The sequence below is a fragment of the Klebsiella sp. Sb-30 genome, from assembly GCF_057652795.1.
On record NZ_CM172749.1, the window covers coordinates 4,070,056 to 4,088,049 of the forward strand.

Consider the following 17,994-nt stretch of genomic DNA (forward strand, 5'->3'; position numbering starts at 1 on the left):
GATTTGTTATACGCTACGCTTTGAAGGCGTATAAAACTACACCAGACTACCAGTTGTGTGATCGTGATTGCAGAAATGAAACATCGATGTAGGGCTCAAAAATACTGGAAGTTATAGTCATCCCATGATTTCAGCGCTGTTGAGCATTGTTCAGCCTGGTTGTTACACGTAATACAAAAAACCACTGCAACCCTAATCCCAACGGCAAATAACGATTACTAACCCCGGGGAATGTTGATGTCCAATATACGACTGAGGAATGTCACCAAACGGTTTGGTACTACCGTGACGCTGCACCAGGTCAATCTTGATATCGAAGACGGTGAATTTGCGGTCTTTGTCGGGCCATCCGGCTGCGGGAAATCGACCCTGCTGCGGATGATCGCCGGACTTGAGGAGGTCAGCGATGGCGAGGTGCTGATCGGTGATGAGGTGATGAATGATGTGGTGCCCGCCCACCGCGGGGTGGCCATGGTTTTCCAGTCCTATGCGCTCTATCCGCACATGACGGTGGCGGAAAATATGGGCTATGGCCTGAAAGTCAATAAAGTGCCAAAGGACGAGATTCGTCGTCAGGTCGAAATGGTGGCTAAAACGCTACAGCTGACCCATCTGCTGGACCGCAAACCGAAACAGCTCTCCGGCGGCCAGCGCCAGCGTGTGGCAATCGGCCGCGCCATCGTACGTAACCCGCGGGTGTTTATGTTTGATGAACCGCTCTCGAACCTGGATGCGGAGCTGCGCGTCGAGATGCGTCTGCACATCGCCAAACTGCACCATGAGCTAAAAACCACGATGGTGTATGTCACCCACGATCAGGTGGAAGCGATGACCCTGGCCGATAAAATCGTGGTGATGAACTACGGGAAAGTCGAGCAGATGGGGTCGCCGATGGCGCTGTACTACAACCCGGTCAACCGGTTCGTCGCCGGTTTTATCGGCTCACCGAAAATGAACTTCCTGCCCGCCACGGTCAGTGCCTGGCAGCCGGGGCAGCTCACCGTACAGATGGCGCAGCATCATAGCCTGACGCTGAATATCACCACCTCGCCGCTGCAACCCGGTGATGCGGTGACGCTGGGGATTCGCCCGGAACACCTGTCGACCGACGTTCGCAGCGGCACGGTCGTGGAGTTTCAATGTGAAGTGGTTGAACGCCTGGGGAACAACACCTACCTGTTCGGCCAGTGCTATGGACATGACAACGTAAAAATTCTGCTACCCGGCGATGTTCACTTCCGCCCGTGGCAGAAAATCGACGTCGCCTTCGACGACCGCTTCTGTATGGTTTTCGATGAAAACGATCTGCGGATCAGCGCCGATATTACTGCGCCGGATGCTCATTAAAAAACATCTGGCTGTCATGATTACGCGGTAAACTGAACCCGGATGCTGATAACGCAAGCTATCGGCATCCAGCTCCAGCCCTCGTTTTAATTCGCACCGCTCATTGCCTCGACCGCTGCGGATCATCCACTGTTAGCCCGATATCCGCGCCATGTCGTGATTCGGGCATTTTTTAAATCCAATAATAATTGTCGCTCGTCTGCGACCTTTCTCCGCTATCGGATATACTCATCAAAACCCCAATAACATAAGGACATGCGCATGACGACCAGGAATCTGGTGAGTCTGGTGACCGGGGTATTGATACTCGCCGTTATTGTACCGATTGCCTTAAGCATCTGGCTGGCGACCAGCCAGGCAACAATACTGTTTTATTCCGAACTGGATAACTACTCTTCCCGCGTGCTGATGCGCATTCAGCAGGTGGCGAGCCAGGCAAGAGAAGCGCTGCAGGAAGCCGATGCCCACAGCGCTGCCGCCTGCAGCCCACAGCATCTGCTCGCGATGCGCCGAATCGCCTATACCCATCGCTATGTGCAGGAGGTACTTTGGCTCAAAGGTTCGGTACCGCAATGTTCTTCTCTTGAAGATCGCAGTACCCCGGTCTCCTTTCCAGCCCCCGACCACCTCACCACCGACGGCTATCGGGCCTGGCTCACTACGGTCAACGATCTCGGTCTGAAGCACAAAATGACGGCGTTAGGCAGTCAGAATCATGTCGTGATGATCGATCCCGCCTCATTTATCGATATCATCTCGCCCGGCCATGAAAATATTCACGCCATTCTGTTTGGCATGAAAGAAAAGCAGGTCATTACCAGCAGCGAACCTCTCGACCCGGTGGTCTGGGAGCAAATCAAGCACCTGGATGGCCAGACGCTCACCGTCGATAACACGGTTTATCGCCTCCATCGTATTCCTGAACTGGGGCTGGCTATCGCCACCTGGTCATCCACGCTACCGCTGCAGGAAAAATTCCGCCATCAGCTGGTGCTGTGGCTTCCCCTCGGACTGTTTATCAGTCTGCTGACCTCATTTTTGCTACTGCGACTGCGCCGCACCTTACGCTCGCCGCGCTATGGGATGCTGGATGCGCTGCACTCCGACGCGATTCGGGTCCATTACCAGCCCATCGTCTCGCTGAAAGATGGCAAAATCGTCGGCGCCGAGGCCCTGGCGCGCTGGCAGCAGCCCGACGGCAGCTTTTTATCGCCGGATATTTTTATTCCGCTTGCCGAAGAGACCGGGCTCATTACCCATTTAACCGAAGATATTGTGCGGAAAATTTTCGCCGAACTCGGCCGGTGGCTGCACATGCATCCGGAACTCCACATTTCGATTAATCTGTCGGTCGACGATCTGCGCTCGCCTACCCTGCCAGCCCTTCTGGCCGATCTGTTGCGGCAGTGGGAGATCGCGCCGGCGCAAATTACGCTTGAGCTGACGGAGCGCGGTTTCGTCGATCCCGAGACCACTCTGCCGGTGATCGCCCGCTATCGTCAGGTGGGGCACAGTATTTCAATCGATGATTTCGGGACCGGCTATTCCAGCCTCAGCTACCTGCAAAAACTGGATGTCGATATCCTGAAAATTGACAAATCCTTCGTCGATACCCTCGAATATAAGCCGCTGACGCCGCATATCATCAAAATGGCAAAAGCGCTCCATCTGGCCATCATTGCCGAAGGCGTCGAAACAGCAGAACAGCGCGACTGGCTGTGTCAGCACGATGTGCTCTACGCCCAGGGCTGGCTATACAGCCCGGCTTTGCCGAAAGAGCAGTTTATTCTGTGGGCGGAAAATAACCTTAAAGCGCATTGCGCTACGCTTAAGGTAAATCCATGAAGGGAGACGTCCCAGATGCAAAAATATCCCTGGCCTTTACACGATGTGCGCCACTGGCTGGAACCCGGCGCCGTCGTCTTAATCAGCAGCCGCTGGCAGGATCGAAATAATATCATGACCCTTGGCTGGTATACGGTGCTGGAGTTTTCCCCCTCGCTGGTAGGTTGCATGATTTCCGCCGGCAATATCAGTTTCGACATGATTCGCCGCAGCGGGGAGTGTGTTATCAACCTGCCAGATGCCGCAATGGCGGAGACGGTCGCCAGAATCGGGAACTGTGACGGTGACGCGGTGGACAAGTTTGCCGCCTTCCGGCTCACCGCGGAAGCCAGTGAACAGGTCTCCGCGCCGTCCATTGCCGAATGCCACGCCAGCTTTGAATGCCGGCTCTTCGACGATGCGCTGGTGGACAGCTATAACTTCTTTATTTTTGAAGTGGTGGCGGCACGCGTAAAACCGCAGCCCAGGTGGCCGCAGACCCTGCACTATAGCGGCGGCGGTCTGTTTCGTACCGACGGCGAGGTGCGCGATTATCGCCATCTGTTTACCAAAGTATCCTGACCCCGCCCCTGCCGTCCCCTTGCACAGGAAAGGGACGGCGGGACAGATTATTCATCCAGTAATGGCAGGAAGCCGCCGAAAATCATTCGTTTACCATCAAACGGCATGCTATCGCCGAACGCTTTCATCCTTGGGTCGGCCATCATGGTGGCATTCGCCGCGTCGCGCACCTCTTTTGACGGATATTCTATCCAGCTGAACACAACCTCTTCGTCGCTCTCGGCTTTCACCGCCATGCGAAAATCGGTGAGCTTACCGTCCGGCACATCGTCCGCCCAGCACTCCACCACCCGTAGCGCACCAAACTCTTTAAACAGCGGCGCGGCCTTTGCTGCCAGCTCGCGATAGGCCTCCTTATTTTTCGCGGGCACGGCAACGACAAAACCATCAACGTACTTCATGAGTATGATCTCCGAAGTGAACAGCGCGACCGGCGAACCCGGCCGCATCTGTAAGGCTAAGTTTAGCCCTCATCCCTGGTCACGGGATAAAATCAGGAGACGACCTCACCGGTAGCGTTGACCGCTTTGCGCACCGTCGGCTGGCGAAACCAGGGTAAACACAGCTGGATGAGCGGCCCAATCGTCAGCGCATAAAGCACGGTGCCGACGCCAACGGTACCGCCCAGCGCCCAGCCGATCGCCAGGACCGATAGCTCAATGACGGTGCGGATCCCCCGCAAAGACCATCCGGTACGGGCATGCAAACCGGTCATCAGCCCGTCACGCGGTCCGGGGCCAAAACCGGCGCCAATATACATCCCCGTGGCCAGAGCATTCAGCACGATAGCGCCGATCAGCATCAGACCGCGCAACACCAGCGACTCCATCGGCGGCAGAACGGCCAGCGTGGCGTTTGCCGCCAGCCCCAGCACGATCACATTGCTGACCGTTCCCAGACCCGGCATTTGACGCAGCGGGATCCACAACAGCAGTACCGCAGCCCCGGTCAGAATAATCACCGTGCCAAAATCGAGGCCAAACTGCTTACCCACGCCAAGATGAAAAACATCCCACGGATCGGCACCCAGATTGGCATGAACAAACAACGCGGTCGACACGCCGTACAGAACAAGACCGATATAGAGCTGCACTAATCGACGTAACATTTTTTATTTTACCTCTGGATGATTGCGGACCTCGCCATCATCAGCAAAAATGGATTGATAATTAATGGCCAGTTTTTTAAAAGTGGATCGCTATGGTTTCTCGTCGCTTCGGTACGCAATCGCTGGTACGCCTGCTGGGCCACTGGCAAGAGTCTTCGACCCGAACGCCGCTCTGGCGCCAGCTGGCGGACGCCCTGCGTCTGCTGATTCTCGATGGTCGCCTGACGCTGGAGACGCGCCTCCCGGGCGAACGGGAGCTGGCCGCGGCCCTGAACGTCAGCCGCACCACTATCGCCAGCGCGCTCGGCCAGCTGCGTGAAGAGGGATATCTTTACAGTCGTCAGGGAAGCGGTTCGCGTATCGCGCTGCCGGAACGAGCGGACACGGTGACAAAAGTGGACTTCCGTCCCTCATCGGTCAATCTGGCCACCGCCGCTCTGAGCGCCGGACCTGAGATTCACCAGGCCTATCATCAGGCCCTGACAATGCTGCCGCAGCATCTGTCCAATACCGGTTACGATCAGCACGGTCTGCCGGTATTGCGGGAGGCGATAGCCCGCCGCTACTGCGAACGAGGTCTTCCAACCCGCAGCGAGGAGGTGATGATTGTGAACGGCGCACTGAGCGCATTTTCGCTGGTGCTTCGCCTGCTAACCGGGCCAGGCGACCGGGTAGTGATTGATGCGCCATCCTATCCCATGGCGATCAGCGCCATTCAGGGCGCCTCCTGCCGGCCGGTCGGCGTCGCCCTGCCGCAGCACGGCTGGGACTGCGACGGACTGGCGGCAACCATTGCGCAAACCGCGCCGCGGCTGGCATGGCTGATGCCTGATTTTCATAACCCGACCGGTCGCTGTATGGATAGCGCCACCCGTCAGCGGGTGGCCGATATGGCGGCACAAACGCGTACGACGCTGGTGGTCGATGAGACAATGGTGGACTTATGGTACAACGCTCCGCCGCCGCCGCCGCTGGCGACCTTCAATCCCGAGGCGCCGGTGATCACGATTGGCTCGGCCGGAAAAAGTTTCTGGGGGGGATTGCGTATCGGCTGGATCCGCGCCTCCTCTCGTACCATCGCCTCGTTAGTTCAGGCCCGGGATTCACTCGACCTGGGCACCCCGCTGCTTGAACAGCTGGCCTGCAGCTGGCTGCTCGAAAACGATCGCACCTGGCTCCCGGCGCGTCGAGCAATGCTGGCCGCGCGCCGCGATATGTGTGGTGCGCTCATGACGGAATACTTTCCCCGCTGGCGCTTCACATCGCCTGAAGGCGGACTGTCGTTTTGGGTAGAATTACCGGGCATGCTGGCGACGATCTTCTCAGCAAGAGCGGAGAGTCTTGGGATTCATATTGGTACCGGGACACGCTTCGGTCTGGCTGGCGCCTTTGACCGCTACTTGCGTTTACCTTTCACCCTCGACGATGAGGAGTTGCGCAATGCGTTTACAACCCTGCAGCCAGTGTGGGCGGGTCTGACGCAACAGAGTGAAAATACGCGAATGCGTAAAATAATATAATAAAATATCGACGGGCTGGGTTCAGCCCGTCAAAAGTCATCATCCATGACGCATATGAGATGTTTTTTATAAATTGCACTTCATGATGTCATTGCTATATGTCAGCCCGATGACATCAATGAATAAATTTCATTAATGCTGGCGTGGGATAGGAAAGCTTTTTAACGAGATAATAAAACCATCTTCATCTTTTTTTATTTTCGCCCCGGTATCACACCAGTCGGAGGCAATGCGAAAGAACTCATCACTACCGATATTCCAGTTGAGGCGAACATGCTTAACATACCCTGAACGTAATAAGTCGCAGGCTTCGCTATAGTTGCTGGCTGTAGAGAGTTGTTGTTTCATTTTTTCTTCTTCAGAATTTTTCTTAATGCTTTGATTTCTTTAGGGGTTAATGGAGAAGCTTCCTCTTCGGTATGCTGGCTATCGATATCCTCTTCCGAAACCCCCGCCTCACCTGCTGAATCTGCTATTTGAAATGCCAGCAGCAGCAGTTTCTCCGTTGCAGTACCCAGATTCTCGTTATTTACTTCCGCATAATGACGCAGCTTTTCTTTTAACTCCGCATCAATTTTTACGTTCAAAACTACTGTAGTCATCGTCATGCTTCCCGTGCAATAAATTTATCATAATTAATACACGAAGTTAACAAACTGATCCAGACATATATTTTCAGCTGCCGATCGGGCAATAAATTCCCAGAGATAATCTGCCAGTTATTTGTGACATGAAAATGACATTAATATTTCATTATTATTTCAGATTTATGACGTATATTTTTAAAGCATAAACCGAGGGGGTTTTTAGAGGCGGTACTGGCAGGCACGATGATCCGCAAACTTTCCGCTACTTCTCGTGCTGGCACGATTCGGGAGCACAATAATCAGGGAAAAACAGTCCAACATGCAGAGTGCGAAAGCGGGTCTTTTTGCTGTACGCTGGAGCATGGGAAAAACAAGGAAAGAGACAGGGATCCCCAGAATTGGGTGGGGGCCCTGCCAGCTACATCCCGGCACACACGTCGTCTGCTCTGGCTGCTTCCTTCCGGATCTGACCTGGTAAACAGAGTAGCGTTGCGGGAGAACCAACAGAGCCCCCATTGAGAGCGTCGTTATCCAACGCGCAGCCGCATTATCCCTACTGGACCAACGAATTGCAAGCTCACCCCAACCGGATGCTGGTTTATTGTGCAGCGACGGGCGAAAAGCTTGTCTAACCCTGGCGAGACCGGCAACGCGACGTTGCCCCGGCTGCGATGCTCTATTCCACGGTCGGCGTCCTGCGGCGTAGTGATTTGCGCAGACGGCCCTTCGAAGCCCGCGGCCGCCTCGTCTGCCCGATTCTCTCACAGCAGCGCGCTTCTCTGCGGGCCACGCTGATTATCAATCCTCGTTCCCGGTACCTGAAATTTTTCGAAAGCTTGATAGCCATCGGTTCGCACGGCAACGTGTACGGGATGTCGATTTCTGGCCTCGCACTCGATTTCACTATCGTCAACCCCTTATAGCCCCACGCTGTACAGCCACTCAGTCAGCGCTTATTCTGAGCCTTTCCCGGTTTACAGGACGCACGATGGATTCTCACGACACTTTTCCCCGGCGGGTCTGGCAAATTGTGGCCTCAATTCCGGAAGGTTACGTCGCCACCTATGGCGATATCGCACGGCTGGCGGGTTCACCCCGTGCGGCGCGCCAGGTTGGCGGGGTCCTCAAGCGCCTGCCTGAAGGCTCCACGCTTCCCTGGCACCGGGTGGTCAACCGCCACGGCGACATTTCCCTTACTGGCCCGGATCTGCAGCGCCAGCGCCAGGCGCTGCTGGCTGAAGGTGTCCAGGTGTCCGGCAGCGGCCATATCGATCTGCAGCACTATCGCTGGATTTACTGAAGGTAAAAAAATGCCCCTCGGCAGGGGCATAGATGGCTTACTGCGCGGCAGGAGCATCGCTGCTGGCGACCGGTACGGCCGTCTGCTGTACCGGCACCAGAATCAGGTCGGCCCGGTTCCCTCCCCCATTCACCACCGTCTGCACGGTATCGGTGATAAACATCATCTGACCGTTAACCGTAATGGCTGAGCTCAGCAAAATGCGGGCATTCGGTTTAATATCCGCCGGGTTGTAAGGCAGGACAAAGTTATACGGCGGCTGCTGACCTTCGGTACGAACCGTTTTCTGCGCCAGGACATGCGCCGGCGCATCGGCCAGTGACGCATCCGATAAGGTGACAGTCAGTACCGCATCCGGCGGTAGGGCGACTCTCTGCCGGATCGAGATAGTCCCTGATACATTAGGCTGCTGCTGCGAAGAAGTCAGTGACGCAATGCCATATGGATCGGGGGCAGCCGCGTTATTGGCCGTCGTGGCGCCGTGATTATTCGCGCAGGCGGTCAACGCGGTTGCAACGGCTAAAGCACTTAACATATAGGCAAATTTCATTATGTTCTCCTTTTCATCCCTTTACTTGCAGGAGTATGTCCTGCCGACTGGCGAGCAGTAACATTGGCATCGTGGATAAGTGTGGCACAGATCTCAGTTCTCTTCCTGCAAATGGCCCTTTATTCAGATTATTACACCCATCGGACCACTTGCGATTCCAGGTTATACTTGGCCTCAATACGCGCTGCGCAAGGCAGTTATCATTGATTGAGGGTAAATATGAGTCAGGCACTAACCAATCTGCTGGCATTATTGAATCTGGAAAAAATTGAAGAAGGGTTATTCCGCGGGCAGAGTGAAGATCTGGGTTTACGTCAGGTTTTTGGCGGCCAGGTCGTCGGTCAGGCGCTGTACGCGGCGAAAGAAACCGTGCCTGCCGAGCGTCTGATCCATTCATTCCACAGCTATTTCCTGCGCCCTGGCGATAGCCAGAAACCGATTATTTATGACGTCGAAGTGCTGCGCGATGGTAACAGCTTCAGCGCCCGTCGGGTCGCGGCCATTCAAAACGGGAAACCCATTTTTTATATGACCGCCTCTTTCCAGGCGCCAGAACCCGGCTATGAGCACCAGAAATCGATGCCGGCCGCCCCTGCGCCGGATGGTCTGCCTTCCGAAACCGACATCGCGCGCAAGCTGGCGCACCTGCTGCCGCCGCAGGCCAGAGATAAGTTCCTCAGCGACAAACCGCTGGAAATCCGCCCGGTTGAGTTTCACAACCCGCTGAAGGGCCACGTTGCGGAGCCAACCCGTCAGGTGTGGATCCGCGCTAACGGCGCGGTGCCGGAGGATATTCGTATCCATCAATATCTGCTGGGCTACGCTTCCGATTTCAATTTCCTGCCGGTGGCGCTCCAGCCGCACGGCGTCGGGTTCCTGGAGCCGGGGATGCAGGTAGCGACGATCGACCACTCAATGTGGTTCCATCGCCCGTTCAACATTAACGACTGGCTGCTGTACAGCGTTGAGAGCACTTCTGCGTCCAGCGCCCGGGGCTTCGTTCGCGGTGAGTTTTATACTCAGGATGGCACGCTTGTGGCATCAACGGTGCAGGAAGGGGTCATGCGTAACCGTAACGCGTAAGATGTCATGGGCGAGGGATAACGCCTGATGCTGTCCCTCATGACGAAAAAAAGCCTCCCGACGGGAGGCTTTGCTGCTACTGGAGATGACTCAATTTATCAGGCGTTGTAGGCGTTTTCGCCGTGGCTGTTGACATCCAGACCTTCGCGTTCCTGCTCTTCCGGAACACGCAGACCTACGGTCATATCCGCCACTTTATAACCGATGAAGGCCACAATGCCGGACCAGACGATAGTGATGCCGATACTTTCCAGCTGTACCAGCAGCTGATGGCCCATGGTAACGCCTTCCGCATAGCCGACGCCGCCCAGAGAGGTTGCGGCAAAGATACCGGTCAGGATACAGCCCACGATACCGCAGACACCGTGTACGCCGAACACATCGCACGGGTCATCAACACGCAACCAGCGTTTCAGAACCGTTACCCCCCACAGACCCGCCAGGCCGGAGGCGAGACCCACAATCAGTGAGCCGCCTACACCGATGTAACCACATGCCGGGGTAACGCCAACCAGACCAGCAATCGCCCCGGAACAGGCACCTAACAGAGAAGGTTTACCGCGGGTCGCCCATTCGCCGAAGGTCCAGGCCAGAATAGCCGCAGCGGTCGCCACAACGGTGTTGACGAAAGCCAGCGCGGCAATTTCGTTCGCCGCACTCGCGGAACCGGCGTTAAAGCCAAACCAGCCAACATACAGGATTGCCGTCCCGGTGAAGACCATCGGCAGGTTATGCGGTTTGAACGCTTCTTTGCCAAAGCCAACGCGTTTGCCCATCATATAGGCGCCCACCAGACCGGCAACGGCGGCGTTGATATGCACTACGGTACCACCGGCGAAATCCAGCGCGCCGTGCGTCGCCAGCAGACCACCGCCCCATACCATGTGTGCAATCGGCACATAGGAGAGCGTCATCCAGACGACGACGAAAATCAGCACCGCGGAGAAGCGAATACGTTCAGCCAGCGCGCCCACGATCAGGCCAACGGTGATGCAGGCGAAGGAGCCCTGGAAAGCGACGTGGATGTACTGATAGAAGGTCCCCATCAGCGCTTTCAGCTCTATGTTTTTCAATAATACCCAGTCGAAGCTGCCGAAGAAGCTGCCGCCGGTACCAAACGCCAGGGTGTAGCCATAAACCACCCACAGCACACATACCAGCCCAAAGGTGACGATGACCTGGGTCAGCATAGAGAGCACGTTTTTACCGCGAATCAGGCCACCATAGAACAGCGCAATGCCCGGAATGGTCATAAACAGCACCAGCGCGGTGCAAATCATCATAAAGGCGTTGTCGGCTTTATCTGCCACCGCCGGTGCGGCCATCGCCAGCCCCGGAAGCAGTGCCAGCGAACCCAGACCCGTTTTCATTGTTGCTATTTTCATTTTCTCGATCCCCATCACTGTGTGGTCTGGACGTTACAGTGCCGCTTCGTCGGCTTCGCCGGTGCGGATGCGAATAACGCGTTGCAACTCGGCGACGAAAATTTTGCCATCGCCAATTTTTCCGGTGTAGGCCGCTTTACTAATCACATCAACGACCTCATCAAGCTGATCGTCGGCAATCGCGACATCAATCTTCACCTTTGGCAGAAAATTGACGCTGTATTCGGCACCACGGTACAGCTCGGCGTGGCCTTTCTGACGGCCAAACCCTTTTACCTCAGTGACCGTCAGGCCCTGAATGCCGATGGAAGATAACGCTTCACGCACATCTTCCAGTTTGAATGGTTTGATTACCACGGTAACCAGCTTCATAAGTCCCCTCCGCTCTGAATTCGTAATGGCAGCAGCTAACACACAGGGAATAAAGCAAGGGCTATGCCAGAAATGAAAAAGGGCCGCATAGCGGCCCTTTTAACGAAGAAAACAGCACAACAGTGGCAGAAGGTAGCGGAAAAACGCCGACCACAGCCAAAAACGCACCATTTCAGTGCATCAGGCGTTGCATTTTTGCACCATGCTAAACCGCGCCAGCACGGGTGCTTGCTTATAGTGCATCAGGCGATCAGCGACTCTTCCTGCGCGCTGGCAGCCAGCTCTTCGCCGGCCAGCTGCAGCTGATACATTTGCCAGTAGCGCCCTTTTGCTGCCAGCAACTGCTGATGATTGCCACGCTCAACCGCCTGCCCACGGTGGAGCACCAGAATGGTGTCGGCCTCAACAATCGTCGACAGACGATGTGCAATCACCACCAGCGTGGTGTGCTGACGAACTTTAGCCAACGCTTGCTGAATCGCCTGTTCGGTGCCGGAATCGATATTCGCCGTCGCTTCATCGAGAATCAAAATCTGCGGGGTATCCACCAGCACCCGCGCCAGCGCCAGCAGCTGCTTCTGTCCCACCGACAGATTATTCCCCTGCTCGCCCAGCTGCGTATAAATCCCCTCGCTCATTCCGCGCGCCAGTTCTGCCAGCTGCACCGACTCCAGCGCCTCCCAGACCTGCGCCTCGCTGATATCGCGACCGAGCGTGACGTTGGCATAAAAGGTATCCGCCAGCACCACCGGATCCTGCTGCACCATGGCAACGCCCTGGCGCAACGCGCTGTGGCTCAGTGAAGCGAGCGGGCGACCGTCGATACGAATTTCCCCTTTGCTCAGCGGGTAGTAGCCCATCATCAGACTGGCCAGGGTGCTTTTACCGCTGCCGGTGTGCCCCACCAGCGCCACAAAACCACGGGACGGAATATCCAGGTTAATGTCCTGCAGCACCAGACGATCGCCACGATAAGCAAAAGAGAGATTCTCAATTGACACGGTGCCGCTGCGCAGCGGCGCACTGTCCTGGCCCCACGCCTGACGCGGGCGATCCATCAGTTCGAAGACGCGCTCGCCGGCGACGACCGCCTGCTGAAGCATCGACTGCTGGGTTGTTAGCTCGATCAGCGGCTCATTCAGGCGCCCCAGGTAGCTGATAAAGGCGTACAGCACCCCGACTTCAATTGTGCCGGCCGAGCTGAATCCAAACAGCATCAGCAGCCCGCAGAGCACCAGCGTTGAGAACAGGCTCAGCAGCGGACGCAGCAGGAAACCATCGAGGCGCAGCGTTTGCATCCGCGCCAGATAGTGCGCATAGCTGGCTTCGCGCATCCGCTCGCCAAAACGCGCCTGCTGGCGGAACTGCTGGATCACACCCATCCCGTTGATGACTTCATTAAAGCCGTCGTTGATATCGGCCAGCCAGGCCCGTACCCGACGCACGATCGGCGTGCTGTAGCGTTGATAAATCATCATCACGATCAACACCGCCGGGAAAATAGTCAGCGCCACCAGCGCCATGCGCCAGTCAAGGCTGAACATCGCCACCAGCATTGCGCCTATCAGCGCCGCGCTACGCAGCACCGTCGCCACCACCGTGACGTACAGATCGCGGATCACTTCCGTGTCGTTGGTGACGCGGGAGATCAGTTGCCCGACCGGCTGGGTATCAAATTCGCTCAGCGGCTGGCGCAGCGCGGCATCCATCACATCACTGCGCAGCTGCTGCACCACGCCAACGGCGGCGCGGTTAAACAGCAGCGACTGGTTATAGTGCAGGGTCGCCGCAAGGATCTGCAGGCCGAGGTAGGCCGCGGCAAGACCGCAGACCAGCTTCAGCGGCACCGAGTTCTTCGCCACCATATTATCGATAAAGTAGCTAATCAGCAGCGGACCACTGACCTCGGCGGCCGCGGCAATCCACATCATCACCACCGCGATAATCAGCGGTTTACGCCACGGGGAACCGTAGGCCAGCAGGCGTTTTAAAGTCGGCCAGAGCTCGGAAAAACTACGCATCAGCGGCCTCCTCGTGATCCTGCGGCGCATCGTCCAGCGCCGCTTCCAGCTGTTGATAGCGATACATATCGCGATACCAGCCGGGCTGCGCCACCAGTCCATCGTGACGACCGCGCTGGACAATATGCCCGTGTTGCATCACCAGAATCTCGCTGGCCTCAGTCAGTGCCGACAGGCGATGGGCGCTGATAATAACCGTTCGCCCCTCTCCCCACTGCCGCAGATTATGCAATATCTGATGCTCGGTCCGGCCATCCACCGCCGACAGCGCATCGTCAAGAATCAGAATCTCGGCTTCCAGCAACAGCGCGCGGGCGATGGAAATGCGCTGTTTTTGCCCGCCGGACAGCATCACGCCGCGTTCGCCGACTTCCGTTTCATATCCCTGCGGCAGGCGCAGAATATCGTCGTGCACGCTGGCCAGCCGCGCAACATGCTCAATTTGCTCCGGCGTTGCATCGGGCCTGCCGAGCGCGATGTTGTTGGCGACGGTGTCGGAAAACAGAAACGGCGTCTGGTTCACTACCGCCAGCCGGGCGCGCCAGCTATCGAGCTGCAGCCGCGTCAGCGGAATATCATGGAAGCGAATATCCCCTTGCGTGACATCAAAGTGGCGCTGAATCAGCGCCAGAATCGTGCTTTTCCCTGCGCCGGTTGGCCCGCAAATGCCCAGCATTTGCCCAGGCTGGAGCACGAAGTTGACCTTCTCCAGCGAGGCCTTATTCGCCTGCGGATAGATAAATTCGCGTACGGCGACGCTCAGCGCACCGCGCCCTTCCGGGGCCAGCTCATGACCATCGTTGACGGTCGGCGCCTCCTCGAGCATCGTGCGGATCCGACTGTAGGCCGCGCTGCCGCGTTCCACGATGTTAAACATCCATGCCAGCGCCAGCATCGGCCAAATCATCAAACCGAGATACATCACAAAGCTGGTTAGCTGGCCGAGGGTCATACTGCCCTGCAGCACCATCCAGCTCCCGCCGCCGATCGCCAGCAGGTTAGCCGTGCCAATCGCGATATAGATAGTCGGATCAAAGCGCGCATCAATCCGCGCCACGCGCATGTTTTTCCTGCCGGTATCCGCCGCATCGGCAGCAAACTGCGCCGATTGCCGGTCCTCCAGGCCAAAGGCCTTAATCATGCGGATGCTGGTCAGGCTCTCCTGAGTACGATCGTTGAGGCTGGAGAATGCCGCCTGCGCGACGCGGAAGCGTTCATGGAGCGCATCACCGTTACGCTTGATAACCAGGGCCATCACCGGCATCGGCAGTAGCGCCAGCAGGGTGAGCTGCCAGCTGATTTGCGTCGACATCACGATCAATACCGCACAGCCCATTACCATCGAGTCCACCAGCGTCAGCACCCCTTCCCCCGCAGCAAAAACCACTCGATCAACATCGTTGGTGGCGCGCGCGATCAGGTCGCCGGTGCGGTGGCGCAGGTAAAAAGCCGGATGCTGACGGCTGAGCTGACGGTAAAAGTCCTCCCGTAGCTCCACGGCCAGCTGATAAGAGGCACCAAAAAGCAGCACGCGCCAGACGTAGCGCAGCAGATAGACCATCACCGCGATCAGGACCAACGCGCCGATCCACATCCACACCTTCTCCGCGGTGTAATGTTGTCTGGTGACGCCGTCAACCACGATTCCCACCACCTTTGGCGGAATCAGCTGTAAAACGGCGATAATGGCCAGCAGGGCAATAGCACCGAGATAACGGCGCCACTCCCGGCGGAAGTACCAGCTAAGTTGAGCAAATAATCGCAAGCAGTTAAATCCTGAGTGTATAAATCGTCGCGGCAAACGCCGTTAATCAATAGGTAAGGCAGTGGTGTATTTTATCTGTTCCATCGCGAAACTCGAAGTGACATCAGACAGCCCGGGGACGCTGTTCACCAACCGTTTATAAAAATCATCGTAGCGTTTCATATCCGCCACCTGCACCCGCAGCAGGTAATCATACTCTCCCGCCATACGCCAGAAACCGAGGACTTCCGCCATCTGCGTGACTTCGCTGACGAAGCGGCAGTACCAGTCGCTGCTGTGATGCTGGGTCTTAATCAGTACAAATGCCGTCAGACCGAGCCCCAGCTTTTCGGCATCCAGCAGCGCCACGCGCCCGAGCAGGATCCCCTCATCTTCCAGCCGCTTCAGCCGTTTCCAGCAGGGCGTGGTGGTCAGATTAACGGCATCAGCCAGCGCCTGCAAAGAGAGGGTGCAGTCAGTTTGCAGTAAAGAAAGCAGCTTACGGTCAATTTTATCTAGCATGAGGCACCTCCGGAGAAAAATTTTCTCCCTTCATTGTAATTGAAAGGCTAAATAGCAACAATTTTTCCTCACACTTCCGTTAAGCTGGGCACAAAATGACAAACAGGAAATGACGATGAATAGCGCCTGGGTAAAACACGCAATCAGTGAAATCAACGCCGATTATCAGCGTTCCGCCGACACGCACCTTATTCGCCTCGCGCTGCCCGGGTTCCCGGGTATTCAGATCTACCTGAAAGATGAGAGCACCCATCCTACCGGCAGCCTGAAACACCGCCTGGCGCGCTCTCTGTTCCTTTACGGCCTGTGTAACGGCTGGATTAAGGAAGGGACGACGATTATCGAAGCCTCTTCCGGCTCGACGGCGGTTTCTGAAGCCTACTTTGCGCGCCTGCTCGGTCTGCCGTTTATCGCCGTTATGCCTTCCTGTACGGCAAAACGCAAAATTGAGCAGATTGAGTTTTATGGCGGACGCTGTCACTTTGTCGAGAGCGCGTGTGAAATCTATGCCGCCTCCGAAAGACTGGCTCGCGAACTGAACGGCCATTATATGGATCAGTTTACCTTCGCTGAACGGGCGACGGACTGGCGCGGCAATAACAATATTGCCGACAGCATCTTTCGGCAGATGACCCATGAACCGCATCCGCAGCCCTCATACATCGTGATGAGTGCGGGGACCGGTGGGACTTCGGCCACGATTGGCCGCTATATCCGCAGTCAGGGCTATGATACGCAGCTGCTGGTGGTTGATCCGCAAAACTCGGTGTTCCTCGACTACTGGCAGAGCCGCGATGCCGGCCTGCGCAGCCCGGTCGGAAGCAAAATCGAAGGTATCGGTCGTCCGCGCGTCGAGCCATCATTTATTCCTGATGTCGTCGATGAGATGCTGCGGGTCCCGGACGCGGCCAGCGTCGCCACCGCCCTGTGGCTGGAAACGCTGCTTGGTCGCAAAGTCGGCGCCTCCACCGGCACCAATATGTGGGGCGTGCTTGAGCTTGCCGTGCGTATGCGCGCTGAGGGGCGTACCGGTTCTATCGTCACTCTGCTGTGCGACAGCGGCGAACGCTATCTGGAAAGCTATTACAACCCGCAGTGGGTCGCGAGCCAGATCGGCGATATCACTCCGTGGCAGGCAAAAATCGCGGAGATGGTGAACACCCAATAAAAAAAGCCAGACACCAAGGGTGTCTGGCTTGCTGGAAGGGTCTGTTTATTCGGGGGAATAAGGAAGATCGGGATTATCCAGCCAATGAGTTAAAAAATGGGAGACCGCTTCATGGCGACAGTCTCCAATAACCGGTAAATGCGGCAGTTCAGCTTTGAGCTGCGGCATTGCGTTACCCATAATGACCCCGCGCCCCACGCTACCGAGCATTTCGCGGTCGTTCATGGCGTCGCCAAACGCCATACAATCCTGCATCGACAGGCCCAGATGCTGGCTGAGTACCGCCAGCGCAGCGCCTTTATTACAACCATTCGGCAGCACTTCCAGGCAGTCGAACGCTGAAAAACAAATATGCGCGCGATCCCCGAGTGCTTCAGCCAGCTGAACGTTGAGCCGCTGGAGATCGTCGTGATCGCCGCAGAAGCAGACTTTGGTGACGTTATCCGTCGGCATCCGCCTGGGATCGTATATCTGATAGCGGAAGCCGCTGAAAATATGCGCTTTGAGCAACTCGGGCATCGCTTGCCCGGTAAACCAGCCACCGTCGTTAAAGACGTGCATACTGGCCGCCGTATCCCAGCGACGGTGGAGCACCGCTTCCGCGACGCCAGGATCAAGATCGCTACGGTGCAGTTCTTCACCATCCAGCGCGTGAATCCGCGTACCGTTGCCGGTAATTAAGTAAGCATCCAGCGAGAACTCACCGATGACGTGGCGCATTTCCAGCGCATGGCGTCCCGTGGCAAAGGTCAGGGTAATGTCACGATCGCGCAGGCGCTTCAGCGTTGAGAGCGTTGACGTTCCCAGACGATGGTCCGGCAGCAGCAGCGTGCCGTCCATATCAAAAGCAGCGAGTCTTGCCATGTGAGCTCCCAAAAGCA

At 56.5% G+C, this 17,994-nt stretch carries 19 protein-coding genes and 1 other RNA gene; 8 read left to right on the forward strand and 12 right to left on the reverse strand.

What is annotated here, in order from left to right; translation table 11 throughout:
• Positions 1-237 precede the first annotated feature (237 nt).
• From AC236I_RS19035 to AC236I_RS19045, 3 genes are all read left to right on the forward strand, one after another.
• A complete protein-coding gene (locus AC236I_RS19035) occupies positions 238-1,347 on the forward strand; it encodes an ABC transporter ATP-binding protein (protein ID WP_004858768.1) in 1,110 nt (369 codons plus the stop codon).
• Between the two features lie 261 nt (positions 1,348-1,608).
• Positions 1,609-3,192: an EAL domain-containing protein gene (locus AC236I_RS19040; protein WP_487608590.1), complete on the forward strand. Its 1,584-nt coding sequence runs from the start codon at positions 1,609-1,611 to the stop codon at positions 3,190-3,192.
• Between the two features lie 15 nt (positions 3,193-3,207).
• The gene (locus AC236I_RS19045) at positions 3,208-3,753 is read left to right on the forward strand and encodes a flavin reductase family protein (protein WP_015585021.1); all 546 of its coding nucleotides are present in this window, start codon (positions 3,208-3,210) and stop codon (positions 3,751-3,753) included.
• A 47-nt stretch (positions 3,754-3,800) separates the two neighbouring features.
• Here the strand turns inward: AC236I_RS19045 and AC236I_RS19050 are convergent, their stop codons facing one another.
• Positions 3,801-4,154, reverse strand: coding sequence for a DUF1428 domain-containing protein (locus AC236I_RS19050; RefSeq protein ID WP_004858763.1), 354 nt, complete (start codon positions 4,152-4,154; stop codon positions 3,801-3,803).
• 92 nt (positions 4,155-4,246) lie between these two features.
• Positions 4,247-4,861, reverse strand: coding sequence for a membrane protein YczE (gene yczE / locus AC236I_RS19055; protein ID WP_004858761.1), 615 nt, complete (start codon positions 4,859-4,861; stop codon positions 4,247-4,249).
• 92 nt (positions 4,862-4,953) lie between these two features.
• On the opposite strand from yczE, the gene yczR reads away from it, so the two are divergent.
• Positions 4,954-6,381 carry a MocR-like transcription factor YczR gene (gene yczR / locus AC236I_RS19060; protein WP_044351770.1) on the forward strand — a complete coding sequence of 476 codons (1,428 nt, stop codon included), beginning with the start codon at positions 4,954-4,956 and terminating at the stop codon, positions 6,379-6,381.
• 132 nt (positions 6,382-6,513) lie between these two features.
• Here yczR and AC236I_RS19065 read toward each other — a convergent pair whose 3' ends face one another.
• The 3 genes from AC236I_RS19065 to ffs all read right to left on the reverse strand — a co-directional run bounded on the left by AC236I_RS19065 (position 6,514) and on the right by ffs (position 7,474).
• Positions 6,514-6,729: a hypothetical protein gene (locus AC236I_RS19065; protein WP_004858752.1), complete on the reverse strand. Its 216-nt coding sequence runs from the start codon at positions 6,727-6,729 to the stop codon at positions 6,514-6,516.
• Positions 6,726-6,983, reverse strand: coding sequence for a hypothetical protein (locus tag AC236I_RS19070; RefSeq protein WP_015585023.1), 258 nt, complete (start codon positions 6,981-6,983; stop codon positions 6,726-6,728). The genes AC236I_RS19065 and AC236I_RS19070 overlap by 4 nt, the downstream gene beginning before the upstream one ends.
• Before the next feature lie 394 nt (positions 6,984-7,377).
• Positions 7,378-7,474, reverse strand: an RNA gene (gene ffs, locus AC236I_RS19075) — signal recognition particle sRNA small type.
• A gap of 165 nt (positions 7,475-7,639) precedes the next feature.
• Here ffs and AC236I_RS19080 point away from each other — a divergent pair.
• Positions 7,640-7,891, forward strand: coding sequence for a hypothetical protein (locus AC236I_RS19080; protein WP_050461073.1), 252 nt, complete (start codon positions 7,640-7,642; stop codon positions 7,889-7,891).
• A gap of 65 nt (positions 7,892-7,956) precedes the next feature.
• Entirely contained in the window at positions 7,957-8,268 is a 312-nt protein-coding gene (locus AC236I_RS19085; protein WP_004858749.1) for an MGMT family protein, read from the forward strand.
• A gap of 37 nt (positions 8,269-8,305) precedes the next feature.
• Here the strand turns inward: AC236I_RS19085 and AC236I_RS19090 are convergent, their stop codons facing one another.
• On the reverse strand, positions 8,306-8,818 hold the full coding sequence (locus tag AC236I_RS19090; RefSeq protein WP_004858747.1) for a YbaY family lipoprotein: 513 nt from the start codon (positions 8,816-8,818) through the stop codon (positions 8,306-8,308).
• 219 nt (positions 8,819-9,037) lie between these two features.
• Here AC236I_RS19090 and tesB point away from each other — a divergent pair, with 219 nt between their 5' ends.
• Entirely contained in the window at positions 9,038-9,901 is an 864-nt protein-coding gene (tesB, locus tag AC236I_RS19095; protein ID WP_004858746.1) for an acyl-CoA thioesterase II, read from the forward strand.
• 98 nt (positions 9,902-9,999) lie between these two features.
• Here the strand turns inward: tesB and amtB are convergent, their stop codons facing one another.
• From amtB to AC236I_RS19120, 5 genes are all read right to left on the reverse strand, one after another.
• The gene (gene amtB / locus AC236I_RS19100) at positions 10,000-11,286 is read right to left on the reverse strand and encodes an ammonium transporter AmtB (RefSeq protein WP_004858745.1); all 1,287 of its coding nucleotides are present in this window, start codon (positions 11,284-11,286) and stop codon (positions 10,000-10,002) included.
• 33 nt (positions 11,287-11,319) lie between these two features.
• Entirely contained in the window at positions 11,320-11,658 is a 339-nt protein-coding gene (glnK, locus tag AC236I_RS19105; RefSeq protein ID WP_004858743.1) for a P-II family nitrogen regulator, read from the reverse strand.
• A 242-nt stretch (positions 11,659-11,900) separates the two neighbouring features.
• A complete protein-coding gene (locus AC236I_RS19110; protein ID WP_004858742.1) occupies positions 11,901-13,679 on the reverse strand; it encodes a SmdB family multidrug efflux ABC transporter permease/ATP-binding protein in 1,779 nt (592 codons plus the stop codon).
• Complete coding sequence (locus AC236I_RS19115; protein WP_004858741.1) at positions 13,672-15,444, reverse strand: SmdA family multidrug ABC transporter permease/ATP-binding protein; 1,773 nt, start codon at positions 15,442-15,444, stop codon at positions 13,672-13,674. The genes AC236I_RS19110 and AC236I_RS19115 overlap by 8 nt, the downstream gene beginning before the upstream one ends.
• A 42-nt stretch (positions 15,445-15,486) precedes the next feature.
• Positions 15,487-15,945 carry an Lrp/AsnC family transcriptional regulator gene (locus AC236I_RS19120; RefSeq protein WP_004858739.1) on the reverse strand — a complete coding sequence of 153 codons (459 nt, stop codon included), beginning with the start codon at positions 15,943-15,945 and terminating at the stop codon, positions 15,487-15,489.
• Positions 15,946-16,060: 115 nt separating this feature from the next.
• Here AC236I_RS19120 and AC236I_RS19125 point away from each other — a divergent pair, with 115 nt between their 5' ends.
• Positions 16,061-17,113 carry a PLP-dependent cysteine synthase family protein gene (locus AC236I_RS19125; RefSeq protein WP_004858737.1) on the forward strand — a complete coding sequence of 351 codons (1,053 nt, stop codon included), beginning with the start codon at positions 16,061-16,063 and terminating at the stop codon, positions 17,111-17,113.
• Between the two features lie 45 nt (positions 17,114-17,158).
• Here AC236I_RS19125 and cof read toward each other — a convergent pair whose 3' ends face one another.
• Positions 17,159-17,977 carry an HMP-PP phosphatase gene (gene cof, locus AC236I_RS19130; RefSeq protein WP_004858732.1) on the reverse strand — a complete coding sequence of 273 codons (819 nt, stop codon included), beginning with the start codon at positions 17,975-17,977 and terminating at the stop codon, positions 17,159-17,161.
• Between the last annotated feature and the right edge of the window lie 17 nt (positions 17,978-17,994).